This is a genomic window from Chlamydia poikilotherma, assembly GCF_900239975.1.
GTDB classification, from domain to species: Bacteria; Chlamydiota; Chlamydiia; order Chlamydiales; family Chlamydiaceae; genus Chlamydia; species Chlamydia poikilotherma.
The window spans coordinates 650,514-667,436 of the sequence record NZ_LS992154.1 but is presented as its reverse complement, the minus strand read 5'-3'; the positions used below and the strand labels follow the sequence as shown (position 1 = coordinate 667,436).

Here is a 16,923-nt window from a genome sequence, read left to right as displayed (position 1 = left end):
GTTAGTTTGATTCGTAGCATGCTCAACTTCTTCCTGTCAATGATTTACACATAACGTCTAAAGCAATCGATAACGATTTTTACATGCTATTGAGAGGCAATTCTCTAGGTAATGTATAAGACTATTTTTATCTTTATAATTGTTGTTTTACAATCATGCAATTTAAGACAAATCAAAGATGAGTATGCATCGCAGTATACATAACTCCTCACATACTACAAAGAACTTTAGGTATTCAGATTTCATCTAATTTTTTTTTGTTTAATTTAAACAAATGCTTTCTCTTGAGGCGAATAAGAGGAATTACATTCAGTATTTTCTAGAGAAAATATCGGAATGGCGTCAAGGAGCTCTTGGGTTTTTTCATGTTTAGGATTTAAGAAAATTTTATCTCTGGGACTATATTCTACAAGGGATCCTTTGTCCAGAACAGCAATAGTATCTGCAATATAATAAGCTGCCGACATATCATGTGTAATGAAGAGTAGAGTGCTTTCGCATTGCTGTTTTATTGTTTGGAAAAGGTCTAATATGAGTGAGTGATTCAGGGTATCTAGAGCAGATATCGGTTCGTCACAAATAAGGAGATCAGGTTCACATACTAGAGCTTTTGCAATCGCCACACGTTGTTTTTGACCCCCGCTTAGTTTATGAGGTTTTAAGCGTAGTACGGATAGCGGTAGGTTAACGAGTTGTAAAACACGTTGGATTTTTTCTTTTTGTTCTTCTTTAGAGTATGTTCCTATAATATGCAGAGGTTCTAAAATGAGATCTTCGATACTCATTGTAGGATTTAAACTTGAGTGTACATCTTGCCAGACAATTTGTACTGTTTTTGCTTTTGGTGTTTTGGGATCAACATGAAAGGTAATCGTACCTTGATTAGGTTGCATTAATCCTAAAATAGCCAGAGCTAATGAAGACTTCCCTGATCCACTCGCACCAACAATTGTCAAACATTCTCCCTTTTTTAATTGGAGATTGATGTTGTTAAGAATAACTTGTTTCCTAATCGCAATCGATAAATTATTTATAGTTACTAAATTAGTCATGAATTTTCTATAAGGTGTCTGTATTTCTTAAAATTGCAAGCTTTGCTTTTAAAATAGGCGAAGAGGAGTCTGTGAGAGGAATTTTCGATACAGCTTTGAGAAGACGTTTTGTATAAGAATGTTGTGGAGAAGAAAAAATCTCTTTTACACTCCCAGTTTCTATGAGTTGGCCATCTTTAATAATCGCAATATCATCACAGAGTTCTGTTACTAATGCTAGATTATGGGTAACTAGCAACATTGCTGTATTATTCTCTTTATGAACCTTACGCAATATACGCAATACTTGAGCTTGTGATACAGAATCTAGCGCTGTTGTAGGTTCATCAGCAAGAATAAGTTCTGGAGAGCTAGCTAAAGATATAGCAATTACTGTCCGTTGACGCATGCCACCACTTAATTCGAAAGGATAGAGATGAAAACAACGTTCTGGATTGGGTATGCGTACGCTTGCTAATAGTTCTATAGCTTTTGAATAAGCTTCTTTTTTCGTTATCGAGTTATGTTGTCTTAAGGTTTCTACAATTTGCGCTCCTATACGCATAGATGGTGTAAGAGATCCCATAGCATTTTGCAATACCGTAGCTATTTTCCTCCCGCGAATCTTTTGGAAATTTTTATACGACATTGTTTTCAGATTCTGATCTTCGAAGAAGATATTGCCTTCTATAATTTCACAATTATCTGGAAGTAAACCAAGAATTGCTTTAGTAATAATTGTTTTCCCTGAACCATTCTCTCCTACTAGAGCTAGGCTGTGCTGTTTTTTTATTGTAAGACTAAGATTATCTATTAGCAATCTGTGTGGATTATTTGATGCTATTTTAAGATTTTGTATCTTGAGGAGCGTATCAGGCATGAGAATTTTCCTCTATAAATAGAGCTTTTGCTCCTTCTCCAATTAGATTAAAGCTTATTGAGAGTGTAATCATGAAGAATGATGGAATGAAAAATAGCCAGGGGTAGTAGTCAATGGCGTTAATACCTTCTTTTACTAATGTTCCTAAGCTAGCTTGTGGAGGTTGGATTCCTAAGCCTAAAAAGCTAATGAAGGCTTCTGTATATATTGCTCCAGGAATAGTAAAAATGAGCGTAGAGATAATCGGCGTAAGTGTATTCGGTAAAAGGTGTTTTTTCAGAATATGAAATGTAGATGCGTTCATCGTTTTTGCAGAAAGTACAAATTCTTTATTTTCCAATAATAAGAATTGTCCATAGATAATTCGTGCTATCGGTATCCATCCTGTAAGTGTCATAGCTAGAATTAAAGGGAGAATCCCATGATCAAAGATGACAAGAAGAAGAATGATTACAGGAATTCTAGGAATTGAAAATAGAATTTCTGTAATACGCATCATTAAGAAGGCAACTTTTTTCCCCGAAGACAGTGCTACAGTGGACCAAAGGAGCCCTACCAAGACATCTATAAGAGTTGCTGTCACAGCAATCAGTAACGATAGGCGAATGCCTTGAATAGTTCTAGCCAACATACAACGTCCTAGAGAATCTGTTCCAAAAGGAAACATTTTTCCTGGTTGGGCTAAAGTATGTTCTAAAGAGGTTTGTTCATAATTAGGATAAATCCATGGAAGAAGAATGGCACCTAAAATTAAAGTCCCAAGTATGGAGATTCCTACCATAAACATGGTATTTCCTTTCATACGTTGCCAAAGAGTGGGTTGATAAGATTTTAAAGGAATGTCCATGAAATTTTTCGATCGCCTTATTTGTTTCTTTTAGTTTTGTTTATTCGTCACCTAAGTTCTATGGATTTCGTTAGAGATGTTCGCTTTCTTGGGAAAAGTTTGTTTCATGCTCAACTTCTTTATAGGAATAGCGAAGCTGGGGATCTATCATTGCCTGTATAAGATCCGATAGTAATGAGGATAGCATAAAGAAAGCCCCATAAAATACAGATAATCCTAGAGTTACCGGATAGTCACGTTGTTTAATACTACAGACAAACCACTTCCCTAAACCTGGAATGCAGAAGATATTTTCTATAGCAAATGTCCCTGTCATGACTGTGGTTACAAGAAATGCGGCGTAGGAAATGGTTGGAAATATCGCATAGGGGAGAATGTGTCTAAGTATAACTTTTATTGGTGAGAGTCCTTTAGCATAGGCAAGTAACACATAGTCTTTGTTTAAGACTGAAGATACTGAAGAAAAAGTTAGTTGAGTTATAAATGCCATGGGTGTGATTGCTAAAGCTAGAGATGGCAAAATCGTATGAGAAAAATTTCCCCAGCAGGCTATAGGGAAAATAGGTATTTTTACTGCAAAAATATATTGTAGCATGGTTGCTAGGACAAATGCAGGAATAGAAATTTGTAAAATAGAAGAGAGCAGGATGTAACGCCCTTCTTTCTTCTTTCTTAATGCTGCTAAGGTTCCTAACGAGATCCCACCAGATATAGAAAGAATAAGGCTTTCAATTCCAAGTATCGCTGATGCAGGAAATGCTGTAGAGATAATACTCGTTACACTGCGGTCCTTGTAAACAAGGGAATTTCCAAAATCTAAAGTTACCAAAGATTTTAGATAATGAATGTATTGTTGGTATAGAGGTTTATTTAACCCATAGCGTGACTTAAGGATCTGCAAAGTTTCTTGAGACAAAGTATTGCTACTTTCATCATTAAATGGATCCCCGGGAATAGTTTTCATTACAAGGAAAGTTAGGGTTAGGATGATCCATAAAGAAAGCAGGTTGAATACTAGGCGCTTTTTTATATAGCGGAACATTATCTACACCCTTAATGTCTTTGATAAGTTGGTAAGAATCCTAATTTAAAATCTTAACCAAACCCAAGCATTATATCTTTGACTTATCGTAGCTTCAATATAAAATAATTCATTCATTCGTATGGAGAGTCGTTTTTAAGAAATTTTTTTTCAAGTTTAAGTCAATATTTTGTTTGACTTAGGTGAAAGTTGAAGGGGTTTTTAGAAGCTTTAAAAAGTGAATATTATTTTGAAAATTCTGTTTCTTTCAAATCAATATGCCCCAATAATGAAGTGTAAGAGTTTTGAATTTTAGGATTGGCTGCGTACGTATATTCGAAATGGTATAGAGGGATAATAGGGAGCTCATCTTCAATAAGTTTTTCAGCTAGCATTTGATCTAGAGGATTTTCTTCTGGAGAAAGAAGAGAGTCGAGAATATGGTTGTATTCTTTATTTTCCCATTTCGTTAGAGATTTTGTAGGTTCATCACTTTTAAAGTTTCCAAGAATTGCCAGAAAGGATGTAGGTCTTGGATAATCTGCTACCCATCTTCCTGTAGCTAGAGTAAAATCTCCACGTCGTCTTCTATCTAAAAAACAATGATATTCCATGCCTTGGATTGTGATACAGATACCTAAGACATTTTTGATTTGTTGTTGTATTTCTTGAACAACCGCATTTAAACAGGCGGACTCTAAAGGATAGATAATAGATAATTCTGAGATGCATTTTTGAGATAGTTCTTTTTGAGCTTCTTTGAAACATGCCCGAGCATATTCCTGGCGTTCTTCTTGCGAGAGATAAGATCGTTTGGAGATTTTTGATAATTCTGGGGGTAAAAAATGCTCAGCAACCTTTCCGTGGCTAATAAACTGTAGCAAGGTCGTTTTGTCAATAGCATAAGCTAAAGCTTTTCTCAGTGCTACATTGTTTATGGGGCTGTTTTTTAAATTGCATATTAGTGCTGTTGTTCCAAGTACTGGATAATTATAAAGCTTATCTTTCGGGATATGATGCTGGTCTTCTTTAGAAATAGGGGAGCTCCACGGAGAGCCTACCCAATCGATGAGATTTTTTTGTAGAAGCTGCATCGCTGTACGTGTATCGGGAACAATTTGAAATATAATAGTATCAAGATGAACCGAACTTTTATCATGATATAATGGATTTTTTTTAATAACTAATTTGTTTTGTGGTTGGTAATCTTGAATGACGAAAGGTCCATTAGAGATATTAGGAAGGTTCATGCCTCCGGAAGAATAAAAGTTTCTTAAAGATTTGTGTACTGGAAAGAAAATAGGATAAGCAAGAAGTTCTAAAAAGTGGGAGACAGGTTTTTCTAGGGTGATTTCTAATTTTGATTTATCTAAGGCCCGAATGCCTAAAGTATCAATGGGCAGTTTCTTACTTATTACTGCTTGGGAATTTTTAATCACCCGAGGAAGGAAATTAGAGGATAGGGTAACTTCAAGTTTATGAATTTGTTTGATTGATTCTTCAAAATCGTATGCTGTTACAGGATCACCATTACTCCATAAGGCGTCTTTAAGGTAGAAAGTATAGACAGTCTGATCATCAGATATTGTGTAGTATTTTGTTAAAGCAAGTTCAGGATTTCCTGGACGTTCTCTTACGAGACCTTCATAAAGTGCTTGAGCTATTGAAATATCTTTACTTAAGCAAGCACTTCTCGGATCTAGCGACATGGGATCATGGCTAATTGCTATTTTTAAAGAATTTTGATTTTTAGAAATATTTGTGTGACAGCTTGTGCATAACGGAAAAATTCCTAAAAAAAGGAGAGTCGATAGGGTAAGTATTAGAAGCTTATGCGGTTTTCTTGTCATAAGGTTAAGAAGCATGTCGCGTGCTTATTGAAGGTTTTTCATACCGGTTTCATTTTACTGGATTGTGCAATTAGAGTCGCTGAATCAATAGATTTATTAGGCATTTTAAATCTATATACTTGATTTGTAGACATTTTCATCTTTAAGAAATATTTTGATAAAATCTGAATTACATTATGGGGAGAAATTCGACTTCTTTAAGATCCATATGTCCTAGAGGAGAGGTATAGAGATTATTTATTTGCGGTTGTGTGATATAGATATAGTTAAAATGGTATAAGGGAAATACGGGAATATCTTCTTCAATGAGTTTTTCAGCTAGTATTTGATCTTCTCTGGTGAATGCTTGGGTATGGTATTTTCTTAAGATTTCATCAAATTGTTTATTCTTCCATTTCCCTAATTGATGACTTGTTTCCTTGTTTTCTGGATTTCCAAGTATTGTGAGGAAGTTTCTAGCATTGAGATATTCTGCAATCCAGCCTCCTACCGATAAATAAAAATCGCCCTTATTTCTTTTTTCTAAGAAGCAGAAGTATTCGATACCTTGAATCGGTATATGAATGCCCAGAACATTTTTGAATTGTTGTTGAAGTTCTTGAACTACAAGAGAAAAAACTCCAGATTCTTGAGGATAAATAAGAGAGAGTTCGGAGAGTTCTCTTTCTGATAGAGTAGTTTCCGCCTCTTTGAAGTATTCTTGTGCTTTTTTTTCTCGTTGCTCTTTGGTAAGAATATCTTGACCATGCACTTCAGATAGTTCTGGCGGTACAAATGAATTAGCAATTCTTGCTGAATTGAGTAGAGGAATAAGAGATTCTTTATCAATAGCGTAAGCGAGAGCTTTTCTTAAGGCTTTATTTTGTAGTACAGGCATGTCTAGGTTATAAATAAGTATAGATGTTGAGCATACGGGATACACGTGTTTTATCTCCGTAGGGGTGTTGTTTAACATTTCTTGAGGGATTTTAGATATCCAAGGATTACCAAGAATATCAATAAGATTATTTTTGAAGAATTTTACTGCTGTATGTACGTCAGACATGACTTTGAAGATCAGTGTATCGATTTTTACTTTATTGGCATCATAATAGTGAATATTTTTTCGCATTATTAGATGTTTTTGCGGTTGAAAATCATCCAATGTAAAAGGCCCATTAGAGATATAAACGGGCTTGATTTTTGGATTTTTATAATATTCTCTCAGAGATGTGTGGACAGGAAAAAATAACGGATGGGAGACAATCTCTATAAAATTCGATGAAGGATGCTCCAAAGTAATTTCTAATGTCTTCGAGTTTAGAGCTTTAATTCCCAGCTGTTCTATAGGTAATTGCTCTTCCATAATTTCTTTGGAATTTTTGATAATATGGAGAAGGTTGTGATAGGATATAGGCAGATTTTTTGTATGGATTTGTTTGATTGACTCTTCAAAGTCGTATGCTGTTACAGGATCTCCATTACTCCATTTTGTGTTTTTAAGATTAAATGTGAATACAGTACCTTCGTTAGATACCGTGTAATCTTTAGCTATTCCTAAGATCACAAGATCGTTAGAAATGCGTTCGCGAGCTAAACCTTCGTAAAGGGCTTTTGCTAATGAGATATCTTTTTTTAAATAGGTACATCTAGGATCTAATGAAATAGGATCGTATGTCATCCCGATTCTTAAACACTTCCCCATATCTTGGGAAGCTTGTTGATGACAACCGACTAGAAACAGATTAACAATAGATAGGAAAGAAATAGCGCAGTATTTTTTGAATCTATTCGTCATAAGATTGCCTTGAAGTTGAATAGTAGATTTAGACTACTGGTTAAAAAAATAATTTCCAATCCTGGATCTAAAAAACCGAGATTTTTAATTTCGTATTCATACTGTAAACAAGTTTTAAGGCAAACGTGCATATTTAAGATCAACGGCTCCAGAAGCATTGTGGAGAATTTTTTCTATTGGAGATAGTGTAATATAATCATAGCTCATATGGTAGATAGGAATGATTTCCAAATTTCTGATAAGCTTTTCTGCTTGAGGAAGGATTGCAGCGTTAGGATAGTAGGCTACCCCTGTTGCTGTAGCCATTGTAAAATCACACATTTGTCGTTTGCTGAGAAAAACATGGTATTCTAATCCCTCCAAAAATAGATTGAGACCTACGGATTTGCATTGTTCTTTGAGAATTTCTGCAATGCGTTGGCATCTTAAGATATTTGAAGGATATGTTAGGGTCAGCTTTTCTGTGGGGGTGATCAGTTTTTGTTTTTTGTATTGATAATAGGGAGGAGTATTTCTTGATAGCGTATAGGCTGGCTCTTGATTTCCTTGTAGAGCATAATCGATAATTTCTTCTCTATTAATAGCTGCTGCTAATCTATAACGGTTGTGAATTTGAGATAGGACAGGATCTTTTGTATTAAGTATAAGCCAGAAAGCCCCCTCCACAGGATAACTAGTGTAGTGGTAGGGTGTAGTTTCTTTTAGTTCTTTAGTCAGTCCTTGATGCCAAGGTTGTCCTAGCCAATGAATTTTTCCTCGATTTAGTAAAAGTGCTCCGGTATATAAGTCTGGAATAACTAGTAGATTAACGCAGGATATACTGACTTTTTCTCTATCATAATAGTAAGGATTTTTTTCGAATAGTAGGCAGTGGCCAGGATTATGAGTTATTAAGTGAAAAGGTCCGCTAGATATATTTAAATCTTCGGGATTGAAAACAGAAAATGCTGGGAATGCCAACAGTTGCAGTAGATTGTGATTTGGGGTGTCTAGGGTTAAAGTGATACTGGATGGTGAACAGGCCTTAAAATTAATTCCCTCAAAGGCTTGGTGATGAGGAGAAAACATTTTTGCATGTTCCCAAGCTCTAGCAATATCCTGAGATCTAATTGGGCTACCATTACTCCATAAGGCATCATGTTTTATGAAAAAAGTATAGGTTTTTTCATCAGCAGACACAGTGTAATGACTTGCCAACCCGAATTCTACATGATCACCTTTATAAGAATTTTCCCTTATAAGTCCTTCAAAAATGAGTTTGGAGATAGAAAGGTCTAAGGCACGCTTTGCTTGTTCCGGAGATAAAGATGCAGGATCATCATGAATGGCAATTGTGAGAGTTTTTGACGATCTCAAAGCTGTTGGAAAACAGCCTCCTAAAATTGAAGACGCGAAGACAACAGCAAACAGCCACCCTATGTACATCATATAAAAGAAAAACACCCTCATTGTATTTTTTTAAGAAGGGACACAGCAATTTATTGGATAGTGTCAGATTGGCAATTTTAAAAATCTTTTAGATTAATAGGATTGAGATTTTCAAGGCTAGGAGATTAAGATTTTTTAGTTTTTTCTTCAAAGTAATTTTATTCATTTTCGAATTGAAATAATTTATATGCACAGACTGTTTAATTAATTATCTAAATAAATTTTAAGCTTTAATTCTTAAGGAATTAGAATATTCTCAATGAGAAATTTATGGAGGGATTAGTTAGGATGGTATTTTAGGTAAACTTTCTAAGAAACTTGTGAGGATAAGAGTCGCAGCGATACTATCCGCTTTCCCTTTTCTTTTTTTTCTGCTTAAACCGCAATCACCTTTTAGCATACGCTCTGCTTGTGCTGAGGAGAGTCTTTCATCCCAAAGGATGATCTCAACAGAACAAGATTCATGAATTAAGGAAGAAAGTTTGATAATTTCTTCTTGTAGAACAGATTTTTGACCTTTTTGCATAGGAATGGGATTTCCTAAAATTACACAAGAGATGTTGCGTTCTTGAATAATTTTAGCGAGAATTTTGGCTGTTGCCTCCAGTGTTTTTCCTGCTTCTATAAATCCTATAGGTAAGCTGATGAGCAAGGGAGAGGCTGCATAAGCAAGGCCTATGCGCCTCTGTCCATAGTCTATGCCGAGGAAGATTTTTGTTTCTTGGGGATTAGACACAGCTTTTATTCCTGGAATATAGAATTGCTGCCTGAATAAAACCTACAAACAGTGGATGAGGGGTTATTAATTTTGACAGAAATTCTGGGTGGAATTGTACGCCGATCATCCATGGATGATCTTCAATTTCTACGATTTCACAAAGTCCTTGTTGTGGACATGTACCTACAATATTCAGACCATGGTTTTTTAATTGCTGCACGTAGTTAAAATTCACTTCATAGCGATGACGATGGCGTTCCATAATTTCCGATTGTCCGTATGCCTCATACACTTTAGTCCCTGGAGATAGTGTGCAAGGATAGGCTCCCAGCCGCATGGTCCCCCCTGTAGCGACTAGCGATGCTTGTCCGTCCATCATACAGATAATAGGATCAGGTGTATCCTTATCCATTTCTGTCGAGTTCGCTTTTTCTAAATGCATAACATTGCGGGCATATTCAACAACAAGAACTTGCATGCCTAGGCAAATGCCGAAATAAGGAATTCCTCTTTCTCTGCAGAGCTTGGCTGCTTTAATTTTTCCTTCCCATCCACGAGCTCCAAAACCTCCAGGAACTAAGCAACCATCACATTGTTCTAAAGTTTCAAGGAAATGAGGGTCATCAGAATCTAAAGGAAGAATTTCGACGGAGTAATTTAAGCTTAGCGCAGCGTGGGTAATCGATTCAAAAACAGATTTATAAGCGTCTTTATGCTGTACATATTTGCCCACCAGACCGATACGTACTTTATTTGGAAGGGGATTGCGTAAACGTTCTACTAAGATTTTCCAATCACTTAGATCTTCTTGTTTTGTGAATAACCCTAATTTTTCTGTAATAAATGTAGAGATCTTTTCTTGAGAGAGCATCAAGGGCATTTCATAGATCGAATGTTCAACATCTATAACATTAAAGACTGCGTTATTGGGCACATTACAAAATAGACTGATTTTCTTTTTTACTTCGCTACTTAAAGGATTCTCGGACCTACAAAGAATAGCATCCGGAATGATTCCGATACCTCGCAAATTTTGAACAGAATGTTGAGTAGGTTTTGTTTTCACCTCTCCGGCAGCTCTCAAACAAGGTACGTAGGTCATATGAATGCTGAAACAGTCATCAGCATGCTCGTAGCGGAATTGGCGAATGGCTTCAAGAAAGGGTAGGGATTCTATATCACCAACAGTACCACCGATTTCCACAATTAATACGTCAGGCTGATTTTCTTTAGCACATTCTAGGATTACTTCAATGATCTCATTAGTAATATGAGGGATAACTTGAACAGTGCTTCCTAAATAGAATCCTTCACGTTCTCTCTTAATCACGCGAGCATAGATTTGTCCTGAAGTTGCTGTAGAATATTTAGATAGGTTTACTGAAGAAAATCGATGATAGTGACCAAGATCTAGATCCGTCTCTATACCGTCGTCGGTAACATAGACTTCACCGTGTTCGTAAGGGTTCATGGTTCCCGGATCAACGTTAAGATAAGGATCCAGTTTTAACATGGCAACTTTAAGGTTTTGACGCTCTAATAATAGAGCTAAAGAGGCTGCGGTTAATCCCTTGCCTAAGGAAGAAACAACTCCTCCTGTTAAAAAGATGCACTTGAATGGCATGTTAAGTATTTTTCCACCTTATTTATATCTTCTGGATAATCAACTGAAGGGCTCTTAGCTTCCACTACACATACGTGGATAGACCCACCGTGTTCTAGCATCCGCAGTTGCTCAAGATCTTCAACTTGGCTTAGCGGCGTAGGGGAATATTCAATATAATTGAAAAGGGCATTCCTTCTAAATGCGTATACGCCAATATGAAGATAAATTGGTGTCTCTTTTTTTAAGATGTGTGGAATAGGGCTTCTGCTAAAATATAAAGCCTTTCCATTTTTATCGAAAACACATTTCACTTTTTGATTCGTTAAGATCTCATGCGGATCCATAGTTTTAGCAACTGGAGTAACCATTTGGATCTCAGGGAACTCTTCGAGTTTTCTAACAAGAGTGTCAACAACGGTGTGTTGCAAACACGGCTCATCTCCTTGAATATTCACTATAATCTCAGCTTCAGGGAAATAACGCGATACTGTTTCTGCTGTACGTTCTGTTCCGTTAGCGCATTCTGGACTTGTCATTACGCAATCACCACCAAATTCTAAGACATGATCCATAATACGTTGATCATCAGTAGCGACAACAACCTTATCTAGTGTTGTATTTTGATTAATATTCTCGTAAGTTCTTTGTATTAAAGATTTTCCGAGGATGTTTGCCAGGGGCTTTCCAGTAAATCTAACACTACCCCATCGTGCTGGCAAAACTCCAACTTTCTTACTAGCAAATACTTGCTCTTTCATATGCGCTATAACTCTTAATTTCTAAGATTTTTTCACAAGCGGGATTATCATTATGGATTTTATAAAACACAAGGTTTTTTGATGATTTTGATTTTTTATGTTTTATTTATAATAAAAACTCGCGGAAGTTATATTATTAAATTAATAAACATATTTTATTTTTATTATGCTTTCAAAATTAAGTAAGTTCATATTAACCGTATTAATATCTCTTCAAGCCCTATGTCCAGCTTCATTAGTTGCGGGGGAATCGAAGACTGGTTTCCTATCTAAAATGAAGAACTGGTTTTCTAATAAAGAGATCAAAGACAGCGATATCTCCATTTCTCAAATTAAAGATCATCTCAAGTGGAAACGTTATGACTATACGAAAAATTGCGGATTTTCTGCAGAGTTTCCGGGGGATCCAGATCATTCTGGTCAGATCATAGAAATTCCTCAGTCAGAACTTACTATACGCTATGATACATATGTTACAGAAACACAATCAGATAATACTGTATATGTAGTGTCTGTATGGGAATATCCCGAGAAAGTTGATGTCAGTCGTCCAGAATTAAACCTTCAAGAAGGCTTTTCAGGAATGCTGCAGGCTCTACCAGAGTCTCAAGTTCTATTTATGCAGGCAAAAGAGGTGCAAGGACATAAAGCTTTAGAATTTTGGATATCTTGTGAGGATATCTATTTTAGAGGGATGTTAATTTCAGTAAACCATACTCTCTATCAAGTTTTCATGGTTTATAAAAATAAAGACGCTAAAGCTTTGGATAAAGAATACGAAACGTTCACAAAATCATTTAAGATTACCAAAGTGCGCGAAGCAAGAACTATAGATTTAAAAAAGAAAGTCAGACTTTGAAAAATGAGTATTTCTCTTTGTTATGAATAAAGATTCATAGAAGGTTTGCTCTTTCGAGTCTAGTTTTTCGCTACCTCTAGAGTCGAAAGGGCTATCTTCACTTCCAGCTTTTTCATTCTCTTTAACAATTCGTTTTTCTATAAGGAACCAGGATTCTATAGATGGAATTTTTATGGTTCTTCGGATTTTTTTTGTCTCTATTCTTTGTTGTGCTTTCATCTCTTTAAAAGCGGAACCTGTGGATATCTTTAATGAAAAGAATGCCCCTTTATCTCGTATAGGAATCATTTTTGCTCTTCCTGAAATTTCTGAATCTTCTAATACAGAATGTCCTATACCGTGGTTTGCTAATAGTAAGAAAACTTTAGAGGGAAGAAGGACATATTATTCTGGAGATTATTTTGGAAAATATTTGGTGATGTCTTCTTTCTGGCCCAATAAAGTTTCAGCAGCTTTAATTAGTTGTAACATGATTTTAAAGCATCGTGTAGAGCTTATTTTAATTATTGGCACATGTTATTCACGTTCGGAAACTAGTCGTTTTGGAAATGTTTTAATTTCGAATGGCTATGTTAATTATGATTCCGATGTCCGTCCGTTTTTCAAAAGATTTGAAATACCAGATATCAATCAATACATTTTTGCCACAAGCGAAGCCTATAGAGAGGCCGCAAAGAACGGAGGAAGACAGTTTATTGCTGCTCATAAAGAAGCTATAGAAGATCTATTAAAGGTGCATGGTTACTTGAAACCTATGACGTCCACAGAACATGATCTTACTGAGGGTATAATAGCTACTGGAGAGGCATTTACAATGTCTAAGAATTATTTTCTTTCTCTTCAAAAGGTTCATTCCGACATTCAAGGTTTTGATAGTGCTGGGGGAGCAGTTTCTCAGGTATGCTATGAATTTGATGTTCCTTGTTTAGGCGTCAATATTGTTATCCCTCATCCTCTTGAATCCTCAAGTAATACAAGCTGGCTACAACTTCAAAGCGAAACAAGTAAATTTTACATGGATTCTCTTTTAAAAAGTGTCCTCAAAGAAATCTGTTTAACCCATTGATTCGTTTTTTTTCCTAATTCTTTGGTTGAGGTTAAATCTCTTAGTCATTAAGATAACTTTTTGTTTTTCTATAATAATAAGAGAAGAATAAACGGGGACTTAGCTTAGCTGGTAGAGCGTCTGATTTGCATTCAGAAGGTCAGGAGTTCGACTCTCCTAGTCTCCAAAACTCGCGGTTATAGCTCAGTTGGTTAGAGCGCGACACTGATAATGTCGAGGTCCCAAGTTCAAGTCTTGGTAACCGCAAGCCATCTTCCTCTCAAAATCATGGTTTCTACATGCTAGAAGTCAAAGATCTTAGCTATTCTTATTCGGATAAGTTAATTTTTAAAAAAGCTTCTTTTTCTGCGCGTCCAGGAAAGATTTCTATTATTTTAGGCGTTTCTGGAATAGGGAAGACTACCCTATTTCGTTTGATTGCTAATTTTTTATCTCCTTCTGAAGGGGAAATCTTATGGCTTGGCCAACCTATTAAGCAAACAGATGTTGCTTATATGCAGCAAAAGCAGACTCTACTTTCGTGGAGAACCGTATTGAAAAATATTTATCTAGGTTCTGAATTAGGAGTAAAGAATAAACGTTTCTCTATATTTTCTGAGAAGTTGACTGAAGTAATTGAGAGCTTTAATATAAGTAATTTGTTGGATTGCTATCCTGATGAATTATCTGAAGGACAAAAACAAAGAGTGTCTTTAGCTTGTCAATGTTTATCTCCTAAACCAATATTACTTTTAGATGAACCATTTTCTTCTTTAGATATTACGACTAAGGAATTGCTGTATAAGTACATTTTACGATTAGCAAGAAAGGACTATAAAACTGTAGTGCTCGTTACTCATGATTTTCGTGATGTCGCATTTCTTGGAGATGCATTTTATGTGCTTAAAAATCGCGGACTTGTTCCTTTATTCTTTGATGATTCAATGCGTTCTTCCGGTAATGTCCATATGCTTATAGAGGATATCCGGGAGTGTCTTTTAACATGACGTTACCACTTGCTAATGCACAATCTTCACAATTAGACTACACTCTACTTTCTTCTAATGATAAGCTCTCTCTTTATAGCGGTATTCATTCACATCGTTGTAAGGGTTCACCTCTTGTAATTATTGCTACGATTATTTTCGTCTGTTCTATAATATTATTATTGATAGGATCTCTTTTAGCTGGATATCCTTGTGAAGGCTTTTCTTTCGTCTCAGATATATTTCTCCCTTTCCTTCTCCCAGGAATTCTTTCTTTCGTACTTATTTCCGCGCCTCTAATTATGTATGCGTTCCAGCATCATAAAGGAGCACTAAGTAAACACAAGCAACTGGCAGAGAGTAATTACTTGCAAATTTTGAATTACTGCAACAGTCAAAGAGGAAAATTTACGAAAAAAGAGGTCGCGGAGTTTGTAGAATCTGAAGTTCTACTTCGCGAATATCCTAAAAGATTTTCTTATGTTACCTTATTACAGACTATAAAGGTTATTCCTCATAAGGATTCTCCGCACACTTCTATTCATGATACTGTCATTGCTGAGGGTATAGATCGTGCTCGAGATGATATTTATGCAAGTGAGTACGACAAAGAGAAACGAAATCGTATAGAAGCGGAAGAAGAAGAGGATCAAGCTGCTGAGGCACAGCAAAGAGAAGTTACCTCGGGAATTAGTTCTGCGTTAACTTGATAAAAAACTATTTACTTTTTCTGTGTTATTTTTCCTACAGATAGAAAAATTAAAGCAATTCCTATGATAATTGTTGGAATCAGTATAGGAGAGTGTAGAGGAATATGGAAGAAAACAGGAGAAAGTAGAATTGCCGCTGAGAAAATTACACATAACCATCTAAGATGGCGAAGACTGTTAGCAAAAGATAGGGTGGCTAATACAATGATGAACCAACAGCAAATGTCTATATAATTCCTCAGTTTATCTGTAACAGCAAACTCATCACTTACTTTGATAAATCCTATCGCTACACAAACAGCAATCAAAAGATTAATAGGAAAAGAAATACCCTGGAAAGCTTGTTTGCACGCTTTTATAAAAGGAAGAACGGTGCGTTCTTCCCAAAATAATGAATCTCTGTAGTATTCAGATCCGAATAATGATATACGAAGTAGTTCGCGTTTTTTCCCAATAAATTGTCCTAGATATGTGAAAGTTGCTCTGAATTCATCATAAGCAAAAACAAAGGCTAGAGCAGGTTGTATTGTTAGAGATAAACATATCCAACAATCTAAGGTCATTTGTTTTGATACAATAGGGATAAAGGTAAGGATAATAGCAGAAAGCAGGGTAAGTGCTGTTGCTAATACTATTTTTGGTCGTGTATGCCAACGGCGTTCTCCCCCCGATAAAGATAGAACAACAAGTAAGGAATAAGCAGTCATCATTGCTGCGTAGACAAGAAAACTGCATTCAAAAGCAGTTCTAGAGATTCCTAAAGCAGATGCTGTTAAAAAGCGTGATTGCAACCAGGCTAATAAACTTAATATTAAAACAGCGGCTCTTCGTCCTCCTGAAGATGGGTTATAAGTCATTCCTTCAGGAAGAGTAGGACCAACCTCCAAGGCTTCTGGCCGTGTAGGTGGAATACAAACAACAGCAAAGATGGCAAATCCTATGAGTGTATCATTTGCAAAAACAATAGAGGAACGTTCCGGAAAACAAGGGAAAAGAGTTACCCAAATACCTATGAATACACCAAACCAAAGTACAGAACGTCTATAAAAAGATATCAATGCTAAAATGATTAACAGGCTTCCACAAACTCTATCAGAAAGGATAACGCTTGGTGCTTGATAATTCAGAGTATTTGGTGTGGATATCAGCAGTAGTCCTAAAAATGCAGGGAGAATACTTAATTTAAAAAAGCGGTAACGAAAGTGCTTATAAATATTTTCTAAAGTTTCTTTATCCATAAAAAGAAAAATACCGGGATCTTTCTTTCTAAATAGAATGAAAATAATAAAACTAAAAGGTTTTTTATCGAATTCAACTTGTCTCGATAGATAAATAAGAGACAAAAATGAGATGCTCCATCCTTATTTGTGTAAAAAATAGTTTTAAATTTTTATTTTTTTATTCTAT

15 protein-coding genes and 2 tRNA genes are annotated in these 16,923 nt (G+C 35.8%); 6 read left to right on the top strand and 11 right to left on the bottom strand.

Features of this window, described 5'->3' with window-relative positions:
- Window positions 1–266: 266 nt before the first annotated feature.
- From C10C_RS03030 to kdsB, 10 genes are all read right to left on the bottom strand, one after another.
- Window positions 267–1,052, bottom strand: a complete 786-nt coding sequence (locus C10C_RS03030; RefSeq protein ID WP_117274376.1) for an ABC transporter ATP-binding protein — start codon at window positions 1,050–1,052, stop codon at window positions 267–269.
- A 7-nt stretch (window positions 1,053–1,059) separates the two neighbouring features.
- Complete coding sequence (locus C10C_RS03025; RefSeq protein ID WP_117274375.1) at window positions 1,060–1,911, bottom strand: ABC transporter ATP-binding protein; 852 nt, start codon at window positions 1,909–1,911, stop codon at window positions 1,060–1,062.
- Window positions 1,904–2,758 (bottom strand): ABC transporter permease, encoded by an 855-nt coding sequence (locus C10C_RS03020; protein WP_117274374.1) that lies wholly within the window; start codon window positions 2,756–2,758, stop codon window positions 1,904–1,906. The genes C10C_RS03025 and C10C_RS03020 overlap by 8 nt, the downstream gene beginning before the upstream one ends.
- 70 nt (window positions 2,759–2,828) lie before the next feature.
- Entirely contained in the window at window positions 2,829–3,800 is a 972-nt protein-coding gene (locus C10C_RS03015) for an ABC transporter permease (protein WP_117274373.1), read from the bottom strand.
- Window positions 3,801–4,024: 224 nt separating this feature from the next.
- Window positions 4,025–5,488 carry a peptide ABC transporter substrate-binding protein gene (locus C10C_RS03010; RefSeq protein WP_231913651.1) on the bottom strand — a complete coding sequence of 488 codons (1,464 nt, stop codon included), beginning with the start codon at window positions 5,486–5,488 and terminating at the stop codon, window positions 4,025–4,027.
- Between the two features lie 310 nt (window positions 5,489–5,798).
- A complete protein-coding gene (locus C10C_RS03005; RefSeq protein WP_117274372.1) occupies window positions 5,799–7,406 on the bottom strand; it encodes a peptide ABC transporter substrate-binding protein in 1,608 nt (535 codons plus the stop codon).
- A gap of 114 nt (window positions 7,407–7,520) precedes the next feature.
- The gene (locus C10C_RS03000) at window positions 7,521–8,834 is read right to left on the bottom strand and encodes an ABC transporter substrate-binding protein (RefSeq protein ID WP_117274371.1); all 1,314 of its coding nucleotides are present in this window, start codon (window positions 8,832–8,834) and stop codon (window positions 7,521–7,523) included.
- Window positions 8,835–9,117: 283 nt separating this feature from the next.
- Window positions 9,118–9,570 carry a Holliday junction resolvase RuvX gene (gene ruvX / locus C10C_RS02995; RefSeq protein ID WP_117274370.1) on the bottom strand — a complete coding sequence of 151 codons (453 nt, stop codon included), beginning with the start codon at window positions 9,568–9,570 and terminating at the stop codon, window positions 9,118–9,120.
- Window positions 9,563–11,176: a CTP synthase gene (locus C10C_RS02990; protein ID WP_117274369.1), complete on the bottom strand. Its 1,614-nt coding sequence runs from the start codon at window positions 11,174–11,176 to the stop codon at window positions 9,563–9,565. Before C10C_RS02990 ends, ruvX begins: the two co-directional genes overlap by 8 nt.
- Window positions 11,152–11,916: a 3-deoxy-manno-octulosonate cytidylyltransferase gene (gene kdsB / locus C10C_RS02985; protein ID WP_117274368.1), complete on the bottom strand. Its 765-nt coding sequence runs from the start codon at window positions 11,914–11,916 to the stop codon at window positions 11,152–11,154. Before kdsB ends, C10C_RS02990 begins: the two co-directional genes overlap by 25 nt.
- A 166-nt stretch (window positions 11,917–12,082) precedes the next feature.
- Here kdsB and C10C_RS02980 point away from each other — a divergent pair, with 166 nt between their 5' ends.
- From C10C_RS02980 to C10C_RS02955, 6 genes are all read left to right on the top strand, one after another.
- Window positions 12,083–12,775: a hypothetical protein gene (locus tag C10C_RS02980; protein WP_117274367.1), complete on the top strand. Its 693-nt coding sequence runs from the start codon at window positions 12,083–12,085 to the stop codon at window positions 12,773–12,775.
- Window positions 12,776–12,947: 172 nt separating this feature from the next.
- Entirely contained in the window at window positions 12,948–13,841 is an 894-nt protein-coding gene (locus C10C_RS02975; RefSeq protein ID WP_117274365.1) for a 5'-methylthioadenosine/S-adenosylhomocysteine nucleosidase family protein, read from the top strand.
- 93 nt (window positions 13,842–13,934) lie between these two features.
- A tRNA-Ala gene (locus C10C_RS02970) sits at window positions 13,935–14,007 on the top strand.
- A 6-nt stretch (window positions 14,008–14,013) separates the two neighbouring features.
- A tRNA-Ile gene (locus C10C_RS02965) sits at window positions 14,014–14,087 on the top strand.
- A 32-nt stretch (window positions 14,088–14,119) separates the two neighbouring features.
- Window positions 14,120–14,827 (top strand): ATP-binding cassette domain-containing protein, encoded by a 708-nt coding sequence (locus C10C_RS02960; protein ID WP_117274364.1) that lies wholly within the window; start codon window positions 14,120–14,122, stop codon window positions 14,825–14,827.
- Window positions 14,812–15,516 carry a hypothetical protein gene (locus tag C10C_RS02955; protein WP_117274363.1) on the top strand — a complete coding sequence of 235 codons (705 nt, stop codon included), beginning with the start codon at window positions 14,812–14,814 and terminating at the stop codon, window positions 15,514–15,516. Before C10C_RS02960 ends, C10C_RS02955 begins: the two co-directional genes overlap by 16 nt.
- 11 nt (window positions 15,517–15,527) lie before the next feature.
- On the opposite strand, the gene C10C_RS02950 is transcribed toward C10C_RS02955, so the two are convergent.
- Entirely contained in the window at window positions 15,528–16,754 is a 1,227-nt protein-coding gene (locus C10C_RS02950) for an SPW repeat domain-containing protein (protein WP_174222229.1), read from the bottom strand.
- Window positions 16,755–16,923: the final 169 nt, after the last annotated feature.